Genomic DNA, 14,736 nt, shown 5'->3' on the forward strand with positions numbered 1-14,736 from the left:
CTTCTTTCTCTCGGCTTCCTGTCTTCCCTCGGTGCCCTCTGTGACTCTGTGGTTAATCTCTTTTTCCGGCGGACGGTGCGTCATGGCTAAGGGCGGCACACTCGGCTTCGACCTGCCGAAGGTCCGGAACATCGGCGTCATCGCCCACATCGACGCCGGCAAGACGACCACCACCGAGCACCTGCTGTACTACGCCGGCGCCAAGCACAAGCTCGGCGGCGTGGACGAGGGCACCACCGAGACGGACTACGACCCCGAAGAGCAGCAGCGCGGCATCACCATCTACTCGGCGTGCGTGCCGTTCGAGTGGGCCGGCCACACCGTCAACCTCATCGACACCCCCGGCCACGTCGACTTCACCGCCGAGGTCGAGCGCTCGTTGCGAGTGCTCGACGGCGCCATCGTCGTGTTCGACGGCCAGAAGGGCGTCGAGGCGCAGTCCGAGACCGTCTGGCGGCAGGCGAACAAGTACGGCGTGCCGCGGCTCGTGTTCGTCAACAAGATGGACGTGGTCGGCGCCAACTTCGCGCAGACGCTGGAGAGCGTCCGCGGCCGCCTCGCCCCGGACCCGGTCGCGCACGGCAAGGCGGTGCCGATCGTCATCCCCATCGGCAGCGGCGGCCCGGCCGACAGCCGCACCCCGTTCCGCGGCGTCATCGACCTCATCGACATGAAGGCCCGCTTCTTCGACGCCGGCGACTACGGCAAGACCGTCCGCACCGCCGACATCCCCGAGGAGAATCTGGCCGAGGCCAGGAGCTACCGCGAGAAGCTGTTCGACGAGTTGACCCAGCACGACGACAAGGACCTCATCACGTCCGCGGTGCTGGAGGGCCAGGACCCCGACCCGCTGAAGGTGCGGCAGCTCGTCCGCGAGCAGTGCCTCGCGCGCCTGATCTACCCCGTGCTGTCCGGCAGCGGCCGCGAGCACATCGGCATCCAGCCGCTGCTCGACGCGGTGACGTACTACCTGCCGAGCCCGCTCGACCGCCCGCCGGTGAGCGGCATCAACCCGAAGGGCTCGAAGAAGGAAGAGAAGCGGAAGCCCGACTCGAAGGAGCCGTTCGCGGGGCTGGTGTTCAAGGCGGCGTGGCACCCGAACGGGCACCGCTTCTTCGTCCGCGTCTACAGCGGCGTGATGAGGACGAACATGCGGGCACTCAACCCGCGGCGCGACACGAAGGAGAACGTCGCCAAGCTGTACCACGTCCACGCCGACCCGAACCGCGGGCTCGAAGAGGTCGAGAGCGGCCCTGCCGGCGACATCGTGTGCGTGATCGGCCTGAAGGACACGGCCACCGGCGACACCCTGTGCGACACCCAGCACCCGATCCTGCTCGAAGCCATTTCGTTCGCCGACGCCGTGGTGAGCCAGTCGATCGAGCCCGAGAGCGGCGGCGACAAGGACAAGCTGGGGCTGGCGCTGGAGGCGCTGCAGCTCGAAGACCCGACGTTCATCGTGAAGGCCGACAAGGACACCGGCCAGACGCTGATGAGCGGCATGGGCACGCTTCACCTGGAGGTGAAGAAGCACCGCCTGGAGCGCGACTTCCGCGTGAAGGTGCGGGTGGGCAAGCCGCGCGTCAGCTTCCGCGAGATGATGCGGAGCCCGCGGCAGGTCGTGGCGAACATCGAGCGGCTGGGCGACAAGCCGGCTATGGCGATGCTGAAGGTGTCGTTCACGAACTTCCGGTCGGAGAAGCCGGTGGCCGTGTTCAACGTCGTGAACAGCGACGAGAACCCGACGCCGGTGGCGTTCCTGGCCGCGGCCGAGCGGGCGCTGACCGACGCGCTCCAGACCGGCGAGCTCGGCTACCCGATGATGCACGCCCAGGCCCGCATCCTGGACGCGAAGTTCGACCCGCAGCTGAGCACCGAGGACGCCTTCGTGGCGGCGGCGATCCACGCCTACCGCGACGCGACGCGGGACAACATCCAGCTGCTCGAGCCGATCATGAAGGTGGTGGTGACGACGCCGTCGATCTTCCTGGGGAACGTGATCGGCGACCTGGCGAAGCGGCGCGGCGAGATCGACGGGCAGGAGATGAGCCCGAACGGCGAGCTGGCCGAGGTGACGGGCCGGGTGCCGCTGTCGGAGCTGTTCACCTACGCGAACGAGGTGCGGAGCCTGAGCCAGGGCCGCGCCGCCGCGGCGATCGAGCCGCACAGCTACCAGCCGGCCCCGGACTCGGTGCTGAGACAACTGCTGGGCGAGTAAAGCCAGGAAACTCACGCAAAGGCGGCAAGCCGCGAAGAAATGGAAGGCTGGGTTCAGTTCTTCTTTGCGGCTTGCCGCCTTTCCGTGAGCACATTCCTCACCACCGTCAAAATCGCTTCAAGTTCCCGCGCCCCGGCCGCCGATCCCTACCGACGGGGGACCGGTCCGCACGGGCCGACGGGGGCGACATGACCGACACGCGCGAACTGCTCAACCGCATCACCGCCTTCCGCCAGCGGCTCGGGGACGCCACGCCCGCGCCGAGTGTCGCCGAGCCGGAGAGCTTCCGCCGCTCCGTCCTGAGCCTCGCCGGGGCCGACGGCGCCGACCCGCTCCCGCCGCAACTCACGCAGCGCGCCCGCGAGCTCCTCGGCTTCGCCAAGACGCTCCTCGACCGGCAGCGCGCCTTCACCGCCGACCCGGTCGTGGCCGGCCTCGCCGCCGCGTCGACCAACGACGCGCTGATCGCCTACCACCGCGAGACGACGGCGATGATGGCGTCCGCGGTGCGGATGGCCCAGAGCTTCCCCGAGTCGCCGTCGGTGCAGCTGAAGATGTGTAACGGCCTCGAAGGCGTGCTCGAAGTGGTGAAAGAACGGCTCACCGTCCAGGAGCGTGCCCTGGCGCTGCGGCGGACCGACTACACGCGGATCGACCGCGTCGCGGCGTGCCTCACGGCGATGAACCGCTTCCAGCAGGTGAACCTGAACGTCCTCGCCTCGCTCGCCGAGGAGCTGATCGAAGAGGCCCGTCAGGGCAAGGCGCTGCGGGTGCTGCACGCCGACGTACTCTCGGCGGCGTCGTACCCCGGCGGGGTCGAGCTGCCGGCGCCGGCGCGGTTCGTCGCGGCCCACGCCCTCACGGTGGCGCAGGTCGTGGCGCGCGTCGTCCACCTCGACTACGAGTGGGCGAGCCGGCCGCTCCCCGCGGTCGTCGCCGCACTGGTGATGGACGCGGGGATGCTGCGGGTGCGGGTCGATCTGCTGGCGAAGGCGGGCAAGCTGACGCCGGCCGAGCGGCGCGAGCTGGAGCAGCACGCCCAGTACAGCGCCGAGTTGATCGTGCGGTATCTGCCGGACGCGGCCCCGCTCGCGGCCGCGGTCGCCTGCCACCACGAGCGGACCGACGGCACCGGCTACCCGGCCGGCCTGAAGGGCGCGGCCATCCCGTCGCTGGGGCGGCTGCTCGCGGCGGCGGACGTGTACGCGGCGTGCTGCGCCGCGCGGCCGTACCGCCCGGCCGGCGACACGCGGGCGGCGCTGACCGACGTGCTGCTCGCGGCCGAGGGCGGGCAGCTCGACAAGGACTTCGCCGAGTACCTGGTGACGCTGGCGTTCTACCCCGTGGGGGCGGTGGTGGAACTGACCGACGGCCGGGTCGGCGTGGTGGCGGCGAACCACCCCGACCGCCTCGACCCGCGCGCCCCGGGCCGGCCGGTGGTCGCGGTGCTGGCCGACGCCGACGGGGCGCTGCTGCCGCGGCCGGAGCACGTCGATCTGTCCGCGTCGGCGCGTGGCGGCATCCTTCGCACGCTTCCCGCCGAGCGCCGCCGCGACCTGCTCGGCGCCCGTTACCCCGACCTCGTGTAACCGATGCGGGACTACCTCCGGGCGACGCGGCACCCGTGGTCGTCGTTCCTGTTCCTCGTGCCGCTGGTGGCGGTGTACGAGGGGGGCGTGGTGTGGCTCGGCGGCGACCGGGCCGACCGCCTCCGCAACGGGGCCGACGCCTGGGTCCGCTGGCAGCTCGAAACGTTCGGCGCCGGCCACGCCTTCGCGGCGCCGATGCTCGTCCTCGGCATCCTGCTGCTGTGGAGCTGGTGGCGCGCCGCCGACTGCCCGGCCGACCCGGTGCGGACGTGGTTCGGGATGGCGTTCGAGGGGGCGGCGTACGCGGCGGTCTTGTGGCAGTTCGGCCAGAACTACGGCCCGATCATCGACAAGCTCGGCGTCCGCCTCGACGTGCCCGCCGCCCCCGACCGCGCGGCCCGGGTGCTGACATACCTCGGGGCCGGCATCTACGAGGAGGCGCTGTTCCGCCTCGGCCTGTTCGGCGGGCTGCTGCTGATGCTGCGGCTGGTGCTGCTGCCGCGGCTGATCGCGCTGCCGCTGGCCGCGTTCGTGGCGGCGTGCGGGTTCGCGGCGGCGCACCACGTCGGCCCGTACGGCGAGCCGATGAACGCCTACGTGTTCCTGTTCCGGGTGATCGCGGGGCTGTACTTCACGGCGCTGTACGTCGGCCGCGGCTTCGGCGTCGCGGTCGCCGCCCACGCCGGGTACGACATCCTCGTCGGCGTGGCGTGACGAATTCTGCCGCTCGCGGCTTAGCGCTGCCCAACGCCAAGCCGCAGGCGGCGAAGACCCGAGCCGATTACCCCCGCAGGCCGATGGAGACGTACTTCGTCTCCAGGTACGCCTCGAGCCCCTCGTGGGCGAGTTCGCGGCCCAGGCCGGATTCCTTCATCCCGCCGAACGGGCACTGCGGCGTCGCCGGCACCGCGTCGTTCACGCCGATGATCCCGGCCTCCAGCCCCTCGGCCATCCGCCACGCCGCCGACAGGTCGTTCGTGAACACGTACGCCGCCAGCCCGTACGGCGTGTTGTTCGCCGCCGCGATCACCTCGTCGAGTTTCGAGAAGTCCAGCACCGGCATCACCGGCGCGAACGGCTCGTCGGTGAGGATGCGGGCGTCGGCGCTCAGCCCGCTCAGCACCGTCGGCTCGAAGAAGTAGCCCTTGTCGAACCGCTCCGACCGCTTGCCGCCGGTCAGCAGCTTCGCCCCCTTGCCGGTCGCGTCGTCGATCAGCGCCTGCGTGCCGGCCAGCGCCTTCTTCTCGAACATCGGGCCGACCACCACGCCCTCGTCGAGCCCGTTGCCCATCTTCAGCTTCTTCGCCTCCTCGACGGCCACCTCGGTGAACCGCTTCGACACGTCCTTGTGCACGAAGAACCGGCTCGGGCTGATGCACACCTGGCCGTTGTTGCGGAACTTGCCGAGCACCGCCGCCTTCGCCACCACCTCCGGGTCGGCGTCCGGGAAGACGATGAACGGGGCGTGGCCGCCGAGTTCCAGGCTCAGCCGCTTCACCTGGTCGGCCGCCTGCCGCATCAGCTGCTTGCCGACGGGCGTGCTGCCGGTGAAGCTGATCTTCCGCACTGCCGGGTTCGTCATGAACTCGTCCGCGATGTCGCCGGCCGGCCCGATCACGAGGTTCGCCACGCCCGCGGGGCAGCCGGCGTCGATGAGGCACTCGAACACGCCGATCAGGCACAGCGGCGTCTGGCTCGCCGGCTTGCACACGATGGTGCAGCCCGCGGCGAGCGCGGGGGCGATCTTGCGGGCCTGGAGCGTGATCGGGAAGTTCCACGGCCCGATGGCGCCGACGACGCCGACCGGGTGCTTGATCGTGAGGTGCCGCTTCGCCGCGTTCGACGGCGGGATCACCTGGCCGTAGGCGCGCTTGCCTTCCTCGGCGAACCACTCGAACGTGTCGGCCGAGTGGAGCACCTCGCCCTTCGCCTCGGCCAGCGGCTTCCCCTGCTCCATGGTCATCGTGCGGGCGAGGGCGTCGGCGCGCTCGCGCATCAGGTCGGCCGTCTTCTTCAGCACCTTGGCGCGGTCGTAGGGGGTGAGCTTCGACCACGCCGGCAGCGCGGCGGCCGCGGCGGCGATGGCCCGCTTGCAGTCGTCGCGGGTGCCGAACGCCACCTCGGCGATGGTTTCTTCGGTGGCCGGGTTCTCGACCGCGAGCGTCTTCCCGGACGACGATTTCACCCACTCGCCGGCGATGTACAGGTCACGGTGCGAAACGGGGGGGGCGGACGCGGCCATGTGCGGAACCTCGGTGACGGTGTGGGTTATCGTAGGCGAAATGGCGAAGCCCGGGGACGGGCGTCCCCGGGCTTTCGGGTAGTAGATCGAACTACCGCTTGATCTGCTTCGGGCCGTCGCCGGCGGTCTTCTCGTAGCTGCCGTCGCCGGACTTGACGTACTTCGTGAACCCCTTCGACGCCAGGTTCTTGTCGGTCATCGCGGCCTTGCCGTGGGCGTCGGTCCAGGCCCGCGGGGCGTTCGGGGCGCTGAGCACCCGGCGGACCGGCTTGCCCGTGTCCGGGTGCGTGGTGAGCGCGGCGGCGCTCATCGGCTGGATCACCTCGAACGGCTCCCCGCCGCTGCCGTCGGGGAGGATTTCTTCGTACACGTAGATCGGCATCGCCGCCTCCTTACTTCTTCGCGGCCAGTTCCGCCCGCACCGTCTCCAGCAGCCGCTTCGTCGCGCGGATGCCGTCGGCCTCGCTCAGCCGGCCGCCCTCGTACTCGATGCCGATGAACCCGCGGAACCGGTGCTTGTTCAGCACGATGTCCAGCATCCGCCGGTAGTCCGTCGCCGTCTCGTTCCCCGCGGCGTTGAAGTCGTGCGACTTCGCGCTCACGCCCTTGGCGAACGGCATCAGCTCGTCCACCCCGCGGTAGCGGTCGTAGCTCGTCATGTCGATGCCGGTCACCTTGCCGATGTTGAAGTTGCCGAAGTCCGGCAGCGTGCCGCAGCGCGGCAGGTTCACCAGCCGCATGACGCCGGCCAGCCAGCCGCCGTGGCTCGACAGCCCGCCGTGGTTCTCGACGATCACGTTGATCTCGTGCGTCGTCGCGAACTCGGTCAGCCGGCGGAGGCCGTCGGCGGCCAGCTTTTTCGTTTCCTCAAAGCCGAGGTTCCAGTTGCTCGCCGCGTTCACCCGGATGCTGTGGCAGCCGAGGAACTTCGCCCACTCGACCCAGCGCTTGTGGTTGTCCACCGCGGTGACGCGCTGTGCCTCGACGGGGTTGCCGAGGTTCCCCTCGCCGTCGCACATGATGAGCACGCTGCGGACGGCGTTGTCGTCGGCTACCTTCTTCAGGTCGCGGAGGTAGGCCTGGTCGGCCTTCTTCTCGCGGTAGAACTGGTTGACGTACTCCACGGCCGCGATCTGGTAATCGGTCTTGGCGATCTCGGCGAACTTGAGCGGGTCCTTCTTCTCGACGCCGGGCCGGCCGAAGAACGCCCGGTTGTGCGACCACTGGGCGATGGAGATGTCGAACAGCGGCCGCGGCGCGTCCTGGGCGGCGGCGACGGCCGCGGTGCCGACGGCGGCGGCGGAGGTTTGCAGGAACGTGCGGCGGGAGAGCAGCTGCGACACGGTCGAACTCCGGCGGGGAAGGGGTGCGGGAATTGTAGCGACCCCCGCCGTCACGTCGCGCCGAAGAACGCCTTGCGGATCACGTCCACCCACCCGCTGCTGGGCGGGTCGGCCGGGTCCACCCGGCCGGTGCCGCGGCAGGTGAAGCACGCCACCGGTTGCTCCCCGGGCTCGGCGAGGCGGCGCTTCCCCTCGCAGGTGGGGCAGGTGAACGGCATCCAGCCGAGCGGGCCGGGCTGGTACTCGTACCGCCCCGCGCCGCCGCACAACTTGCAGCCCGACTTCCCGCCGCAGTGACATCCGACCTTCTTCGACATTGCGACCCCCGGGCCTCGTGTGGCTCAGGGGTATTATCGCAGGTCGACGCCCCGCGGTTACGCCGCGGCGAGGATTTCGTCGAGCCGCGCGTAGCTCGCCTCCATCCCGTGCTCCATGCCGGACGCCGCGGCCCCGTCGCGCGCCTCCTTCGTGGCGTACTCCAGGGTGAGTGTCATCAGCGTCTTGTCGCCTTCGTCCGTCAGGACCAGCGTTGCCAGCTGCTCGCCCATCGGCGGGCCGCCGACCATCTCGAACTTCTCGGTGCGGACGCACCGCTCGGGCGGCGTCACGTCGCGGTACTCGCCGGACATCGTCAGCGTCTCGCCGTTCGGCCCCGTCCACACGGCGCGGAAGGTGCCGCCGGTCCGCGTGTCGCTCTCGCCGACGGTCATCACCCAGCCGGGCGGGCCGGTCATCCACCGCTTCTTGAGCTCGACCTGCGTCATCGTGTCCCACACGAGCTTCCGCGGCGCGTTGAACCGGCGGGTGACGACGATCTCGCGGTCGCTCGGCGTCGTGAACGTGGCGGGGTTCTTCACGGGTGAGAGCCTCAGTCGGGTTTGGGGGTCTGTTGCAGTTCGTCGAGCAGGGCGTCGAGTCGGTCGAAGACCTGTTCCCAGTTGCGGCGGAAGGTTTCGAGCCAGTCGGTCGCCTCCTTCATGGGCGCCGCGACGAGCCGGCACGGGCGCCGCTGGGCGTCGCGGCCGCGCGTGATGAGGCCGGCCTTCTCCAGCACCTTGAGGTGCTTGGACACCGCCGGCTGGCTCATGCGGAACGGCGCGGCGAGCTCCGTGACTGTGGCTTCACCCTTCGCGAGGCGGGCGATGATGGCGCGGCGGGTGGGGTCGGCGAGGGCGGCGAATGTGGCGTCGAGCCGGGCGACCGGCATGGGTGAATAACTCCGCGGTTTTATAACCTGGAGGTAATGTAGCCGCGCGAATGGGGGTGGTCAAGCGAAGTGGGGGAAAATGAAGTCGCCGCTTGCGGCTTGGCGTCGGGCGACGCCAAGCCGCAAGCGGCGGAGAACGTAAGCGCGATCGCGTTACATCTTCGGCGGCGCGGGCAGCCCCGGCGGGGCGACCGCGGGCGGCGCCCCCGGGCCGGGGATCGGCGCCGGGCCACCGACCGGGGCCGGGCCGCCGACCGGAGGCGGCGTGCCCGGCGTCAGCGCCGACGGAGCGCCGACCCGCGCGGGCGCGGGCGTCGGCGCCGGGTACTGCGGGGCCGGGTTGATGGTGATCTGCGCCTTCGGCTTCATCTGCCCGAGTACCGCCTCGCGGAGCCGCATGGCGAACAGCAGCCGCACGTCCTCCTTCACCTCGTCGAACTGCTTCTTCTTCCCCTCCTTGCGGTCGGTCACCAGGATCAGGTGGTAGCCGAAGTCGGTGGCCACCACGTCCGTCAGGTTGCCGACCGGGGTCGAGAACGCGGCCTTGGCGAACGGCTCCACCATGGCCCCGGCCCGCGGGAAGAAGTTCAGGTCGCCGCCGTCGCGCTTCGACGGGCAGGTGCTGTACTCCTTGGCGTAGGCGCTGAACAGCTCGTCGGCCTTCCGCTGGCCCGCCTGCACCTTGGCGAGCGGCTCGCCCATCGTCGCGTCGGACGCCTTCTTGGCCTCGGCCTCGACGACCTGCTTGATGCCGCGGAGCTTGCCGGCCGCCTCCTGCTGCTTGGCGGCGTCGGTGCCGGGCGTCATGAGGATGTGGCGGGCGCGGACCATCGTGCCGTCGAACACGTCCGGGCTGGCGTCGAACAGGTTCTTCAGCGCCGCGTCGGTGGACTGCTGCTTGACGAAGCCCTCCCACCGCAGCTGGGCCTGCACCTCGGCGCGGAACTCGGCCTCGGTCAGGAGCATGACGTTCAGCTCCTGCTGGTAGTCCTTCTTGGCCGTGACGAGTTCCTTCTTCAGCTCGTTGATGAGGTTCTCGGTCTCCTGGTCGGTCACCTTCACCTGGATGGCGTTGAGGTACTGGTCGACCAGCGTGTTCTCGACGAGGTGGTTGACGATTTCCTTGCGGGCCATCTCGTGGTGGGCCGGCGGGAACTGCCGCAGCGCGCGGTACACGGCGACTTCGGGGATGGCCTGGTTGTTGACCTTGGCGGCGTCACCGGTGGGGCGGAAGTCGGCCTTCGGGGCGGCGGCCGGCGGCGCGACCGCTGGCGGGGCCGGCAGCCCGGCCGGGGGGGCCGGCAGCCCTGCCGGCGGGGCCGGCGGGGCGCCGGGCGGGGCCGGCGGCTGGGCCGACGCCGTAACGCCGGTCCCGATGAGCAGGGCCGCGACCCCGCGTGTGAACAGTCGCATTCGCGTCTCCTCCGGGATGGGGAGCGGGGTAATACCCAACGCCGGGGCAAGATGCAACTGCACCCCCCTCCGGACGCGCCCGCTCGGTGGTGGGCCGTGCCGGGAGCCACCCTCCGCGCAAGTGCCGGACGTCGATCGGGTTCAGCGCGACGGGAAAGAGATGCCTCGACGGAACGAACTTTTTTATGAGTCGGTGACATGTTTCCGGGGATCGACCCCCCGCGGTCGGAAACAATCATCTCGATTTGAGCAGGCGGCGGGTTGGACTTGATTCCCCGCCCGCGTCGCGGCTCTACTGCGATGCTCCCACCCCCCGACGGACGCCGCACATGGCCACGGACACGGCCGCCGCCCCGGTCACCCGCCCCGCCCCGCCGCGCCGGCTGTGGCAGGTGCCGACCTTCCTGGTCGGCGCGGCCGCGTTCGTCGCCGCCTACCAGGGGCTCATCCCGATCCAGAACACCGTCGCCGCCACGTTCGAGGCCGACCTGGCGGCGCTCGTGGGCTCGACGGAACGGGTCAACCCGGACGCGCGGGAGCTGAAGGCGGCGCTCGACCGCGTGGCAGCGGAGGTGATGCACTACCCGGAACTAGCGGCGCGGGCGCACGCGGCCCTCGGCGGCGGCTACGCCCGGCTCGCCGAGCTGACCGCGGACGGCGGCGAGGCCCGCGGGTACTGGGTGCTCGCCCGCCAGCACTTCACCGCCGGCGACGAGTCGAAGCTGTCCGACCTGGAGCGGGTGAAGTTCGTCTTCCGCCGGGCGAAGTCGCAGGCCGCCGACCCGCCCGCGTCGCTGACGCCGGCGGATTTCGAGCTGATCCGGGCGATCCTGTCGCGCCCGCCGTTCGGCGAAGACGCGGGCGACGCCCCGCGCCTCGGCGCCGAGCTGAGCCTCCGTGCCACGCCGCCTGACCTGAAGGCCGCAAAGGACGGCCTGACCAGCTACCTGACGAACGCCGGCCTCGGCACCCCGTCGGCGACGCTGACCCGCGCCAAGCTGCGGCTCAGCGAGGTGCACCTGGCACTCGGCGACCCGGACGGCGCGAAGCAGTGGCTGACGGCCATCGGCGCCGACGCCCCGCCGGACGTGCTGCCGTCCGCGAAGGCGCAGCTGGCCCGCATCCGCATGTCCGAACAGGACTGGGCCGGGGCCGCCCGCGAGTGGGAGGCCGCCCGCGCCGCCGAGTTGCCGCAGGGGTTGCGGTCGATGTCCGCGTACTACCTGGCCGAGTGCCGCGTCCGCCTCAAGGCCGACGACGCGGACGCCGTGAAGCTGTTGGACGAGGCCGCGAAGTCGAGCGGGCCCGAAGGCCCGGCCGCGGCGGTGAAGCTCGTCGGGCTGACGCTCCGCAACCCGGACGCGACCCGCCGCAAGGCCGCCGCGAATTACCTCCCCACGGCCGCGAAGGCCGCCAAGGGCGGGCTCGTCCCCGCCGTCGAGGTGCAGGCCGCGTTCGAGCAGGCGGTGCAAGTGCTCACCGCCGACGGCGCCTTCCCCGAGGCGGTGGCCGCGGCCGAGGCGTACGCGCCAGTCGCGGTCGGCGGCAAGGAGCGCGAGAAGAAGGCCGAGGTGCTGACGGCGTGGGGGGCGGCGCTGGAGAAGGCCGGGGCCGACGGCAAGGCCCGTTATGCCTCCGCGGCCGCGGAGTACGCCGCTGTCGCCGCCGCGCTGCCACCCGACCTGCCGTACCGCGCCGAGCAGCTGCGCCTGGCCGCGAGCCTTCAGCGGAAGGCCGGCAACCCGACGGGCGGGCTTGACCTGCTGAAGCAGGCCGCGGCGACGCCGAAGCTGCCCGACGAAGTTGCCGGTCCGATCTGGGCCGAGTACGCCGACGGGCTCCTGGCCGCGAACCGCCCGGCCGACGCGCTCGTGGCGTTCAAGCGGGCGTTGGACACGGGCGGCCCCACGTCCACGGCCGTGCGGCACAAGCTGGCCCGCAACCTGATCGACTCCCGCGACCCGAAGAAGCTGCCGCTCGGCATCGAGTTGCTGGAACAGATCGCGCAGGCCGAGCGCGTCTCGCCGGCGGAGCAGGAGTACCAGGAGAAGGCGTTCGTCGAGCTGGCCAACGAGGCGATTCAGGCCCGCGACTTCCAGAAGGCCGAGGCCCGGCTACGCACGCAGCTGCGCCTGTACGCCAACGGCCCCGAGGCGGGTCAGGGTAAGCTCCTGCTCGGCACGGCACTCCTTCAGCGGATCGACCCGCGGGCGAAGGTGCCGGCCCCCGACGCCGACAAGGCGGGCGAGGAGGCGTTGAAGCTGCTCAAGGAAGTGCTGACGGAGGTGGACGCCCGCAAGGTGGCGAACCGCCCCGCGACCGGCGACCCGTGGCTGCGGACGCAGGCCCAGTTGCGCGTACTCCTGGCCCAGGTGTTGCTCCGCAAGCCATATGACGTGCTGACGACCGCCGACCCCATCCGCCGCGAGTACGCCGGCAAGGTCGAGGAACTCATCGTCCTGAGCATGATGTACCACGGCTACCTCCAGCTGAACAACGACGAGGGGCGGTTGACGGTCGAAGCTCACATGCGCGACGCCTTCGCCGCACTGAAGGAGAAGACGAACGGCTTCCCCGCCCGGTCCGGCGAGTACAGCCGCGACTACTGGGAGCGCGAGTGGCCGTCGCTGATCCGGCCGATGCGCTGAGCCGGGGCGACCGGCAAGTCCAGGCGCGGAGCTCCCCGGCAGGCGTTCGCGCCCGACGACAACGTCGTTGCGGCGGCGGAAGAATCCGGCGCTAACCTGAACGGCGGCCACGAATTCCAGCCGGACGCAGGCAGTTCGGGTTCTAGGGTTGTTCGCTCGTGCAACCCCGCCCCCCGGGCACCGCCATGCCGTCGTCCTTCCTCTTCGCGACCGGAACACTCGCCGACCCCACAGCGAACGCCCTCGTGGTCGGTGCGTCCGTCGTCACCACGCTCGCGTTGGCCTGGCACGCGCTGCGCCGACCGGGGCCTCACCGGCCCGTCTACGCCGCCGTCGCGCTGGCGACCGGGGCCACGACCGTGGCTCAGCTCGACCACTACTTCCCGTGGGCGGCGTGGCCGGCGGCCGCGGTCGGGCTCGCGTCGGCGGTCGTGCTGGGCGTGGCATTCCCGCGCAGTGTGGCGGCGGCGGAGCGCGCCCGCGCGGAGGACGCCGGCCGGCTGACGCTGCTCGAGGCCGCCGTCGGGGCGTCGTCCGACGGCGTGATGATCGCCGAGGCCGACCCCCACGACGCGGCCGGTCTCCGAGTCGTCTACGCCAACCCGGCGTTCGAGCGGATCACCGGTTACACGGTTGAGGAAGCCGCCGGACTCAGCCCGAGCGTGTTCTGCCAGACGTCCGGTTCGGCCCGCAACCACCCGCCGACGCCGGATCCCGACGAGGAAGCCGCCGCCGCCGCGCTGGCGTCGGTCCGCGCCGCACTCGGGGGTAGTGCCCCGGCCCGGCTCGACGTACCGAGCCGGCGGAAGGACGGTGCCCGGGTGTGGTCCGAGTGGCAGGTCGTGCCGGTAGCGGGGCCGGACGGCCGCCCCACGCACCGCGTCGCCGTGATTCGCGACATGACCGGCCGCCGGCAACTGGAAACGCAGCTGCGCGAGTCGCAAAAGCTCGAAGCGGTCGGCCGCCTCGCCGGAGGCATCGCCCACGACTTCAACAACCTACTGACGGTCATTCGCGGTAACGCCGAACTCGTCGCCATGAACCCGGACGAGCTACCGCCGCCCGACCTGATCGAGGACATCCGCGGCGCCGCCGACCGCGCCACGGGCCTGGTGCGGCAGCTGCTCGCGTTCAGCCGACGGCAGCCGGCCCGGCCGGTCGTTCTCGACCTGAACGAGGCCGTGTCGGACATGGCCGGCATCCTCCGCCGGCTGCTCGGTGAGCGGGTGTCGGTGACGACGCTCCTTTGTCCGCAGTCGGTGCGGGCGCGGATCGACCGCGGCCAGTTCGAGCAGGTGGTGATGAACCTCGCTGTCAACGCCAAGGACGCGATGCCGACGGGCGGCGCCCTGACGATCTCGACTGCCGCCAGGCCACCTGACGGCGACTCGATGCGGTCCGCCCGGGTCACCGTGAGCGACACGGGAGTCGGCATCCCGGACGACGTGCGGGAAAAGATATTCGAGCCGTTCTTCACCACGAAGGCGATGGGGAAGGGGACCGGCTTGGGGTTGGCCACGGTGTACGGCATCGTGCAGCAGGCCGGCGGCCGGGTGACGGTCGAGTCGGCGGTCGGGGTCGGGACGACGTTCCGCGTGGACCTGCCGTGGTGCGCGGACGCGGCTCAGCCGTCGTCAATGATGTTGACTCCGCACCCGGTGCCGCGGCCGGCCGGCGGGAAGGGGCGCACGGTGCTGTTGGCGGAAGACGAGGACGCCGTCCGGAAGCTGACGCGAACGGCGCTGGAGTCGGCCGGCTACGTCGTCCACGAGGCGGCGAGCGGCGAGGCGGCGCTGGCCCAGCTCCCGGAACTGGCGTCGGTGGACTTGTTGGTGACGGACCTGACGATGCCGGGCATCAGCGGCAAGGAGCTGGCCCGGCTGGTTCGGGCGGAGCGGCCCGATGCGGCTGTCGTGTTCATCAGCGGCTACCACTCGGACATCGGCCGCCTGGACGCGATCCCCGGAGCGATCTTCCTGCCGAAGCCGTTTACGCCGGCCGACCTCCTGCGGATCGCGGGAAAGGCGATGAGCCGCATGGCCGCGCGGGCGGCGGCGACCGTGTGACGCCGCCGCC

General features: G+C 71.1%; 12 protein-coding genes. 5 read left to right on the top strand and 7 right to left on the bottom strand.

From position 1 onward, the window contains the following. The first annotated feature begins 82 nt into the window (after positions 1 to 82). The 3 genes from ETAA1_RS11160 to ETAA1_RS11170 all read left to right on the top strand — a co-directional run bounded on the left by ETAA1_RS11160 (position 83) and on the right by ETAA1_RS11170 (position 4,521). Positions 83 to 2,218 (top strand): elongation factor G, encoded by a 2,136-nt coding sequence (locus tag ETAA1_RS11160; protein ID WP_145237689.1) that lies wholly within the window; start codon positions 83 to 85, stop codon positions 2,216 to 2,218. A 188-nt stretch (positions 2,219 to 2,406) separates the two neighbouring features. Further along, positions 2,407 to 3,807 (top strand): HD-GYP domain-containing protein, encoded by a 1,401-nt coding sequence (locus ETAA1_RS11165; protein WP_145237692.1) that lies wholly within the window; start codon positions 2,407 to 2,409, stop codon positions 3,805 to 3,807. Positions 3,808 to 3,810: 3 nt separating this feature from the next. Beyond that, positions 3,811 to 4,521 carry a CPBP family glutamic-type intramembrane protease gene (locus ETAA1_RS11170; protein WP_145237695.1) on the top strand — a complete coding sequence of 237 codons (711 nt, stop codon included), beginning with the start codon at positions 3,811 to 3,813 and terminating at the stop codon, positions 4,519 to 4,521. Positions 4,522 to 4,588: 67 nt separating this feature from the next. Here the strand turns inward: ETAA1_RS11170 and ETAA1_RS11175 are convergent, their stop codons facing one another. From ETAA1_RS11175 to ETAA1_RS11200, 7 genes are all read right to left on the bottom strand, one after another. Then, complete coding sequence (locus tag ETAA1_RS11175; protein ID WP_145237697.1) at positions 4,589 to 6,049, bottom strand: NAD-dependent succinate-semialdehyde dehydrogenase; 1,461 nt, start codon at positions 6,047 to 6,049, stop codon at positions 4,589 to 4,591. Between the two features lie 91 nt (positions 6,050 to 6,140). Next, positions 6,141 to 6,431: an FmdB family zinc ribbon protein gene (locus tag ETAA1_RS11180; protein ID WP_145237700.1), complete on the bottom strand. Its 291-nt coding sequence runs from the start codon at positions 6,429 to 6,431 to the stop codon at positions 6,141 to 6,143. Positions 6,432 to 6,441: 10 nt separating this feature from the next. Then, entirely contained in the window at positions 6,442 to 7,392 is a 951-nt protein-coding gene (locus ETAA1_RS11185) for a sugar phosphate isomerase/epimerase family protein (RefSeq protein WP_238389415.1), read from the bottom strand. A 50-nt stretch (positions 7,393 to 7,442) separates the two neighbouring features. Continuing rightward, positions 7,443 to 7,709 carry a hypothetical protein gene (locus tag ETAA1_RS32855; RefSeq protein WP_238389416.1) on the bottom strand — a complete coding sequence of 89 codons (267 nt, stop codon included), beginning with the start codon at positions 7,707 to 7,709 and terminating at the stop codon, positions 7,443 to 7,445. Positions 7,710 to 7,766: 57 nt separating this feature from the next. Next, positions 7,767 to 8,249 (bottom strand): SRPBCC family protein, encoded by a 483-nt coding sequence (locus ETAA1_RS11190; protein ID WP_238389417.1) that lies wholly within the window; start codon positions 8,247 to 8,249, stop codon positions 7,767 to 7,769. Between the two features lie 11 nt (positions 8,250 to 8,260). Continuing rightward, positions 8,261 to 8,599, bottom strand: a complete 339-nt coding sequence (locus ETAA1_RS11195) for an ArsR/SmtB family transcription factor (protein ID WP_145237704.1) — start codon at positions 8,597 to 8,599, stop codon at positions 8,261 to 8,263. A gap of 153 nt (positions 8,600 to 8,752) precedes the next feature. Continuing rightward, positions 8,753 to 10,012 (bottom strand): peptidylprolyl isomerase, encoded by a 1,260-nt coding sequence (locus ETAA1_RS11200; RefSeq protein WP_145237707.1) that lies wholly within the window; start codon positions 10,010 to 10,012, stop codon positions 8,753 to 8,755. Positions 10,013 to 10,341: 329 nt separating this feature from the next. Here ETAA1_RS11200 and ETAA1_RS11205 point away from each other — a divergent pair, with 329 nt between their 5' ends. Both ETAA1_RS11205 and ETAA1_RS11210 read left to right on the top strand, forming a co-directional pair. Beyond that, positions 10,342 to 12,660 carry a tetratricopeptide repeat protein gene (locus tag ETAA1_RS11205; RefSeq protein ID WP_145237710.1) on the top strand — a complete coding sequence of 773 codons (2,319 nt, stop codon included), beginning with the start codon at positions 10,342 to 10,344 and terminating at the stop codon, positions 12,658 to 12,660. Between the two features lie 185 nt (positions 12,661 to 12,845). Further along, complete coding sequence (locus tag ETAA1_RS11210; RefSeq protein WP_145237713.1) at positions 12,846 to 14,726, top strand: hybrid sensor histidine kinase/response regulator; 1,881 nt, start codon at positions 12,846 to 12,848, stop codon at positions 14,724 to 14,726. Positions 14,727 to 14,736: the final 10 nt, after the last annotated feature.

Origin of the sequence: Urbifossiella limnaea (assembly GCF_007747215.1) — a bacterium.
Lineage (GTDB): Bacteria > Planctomycetota > Planctomycetia > Gemmatales > Gemmataceae > Urbifossiella > Urbifossiella limnaea.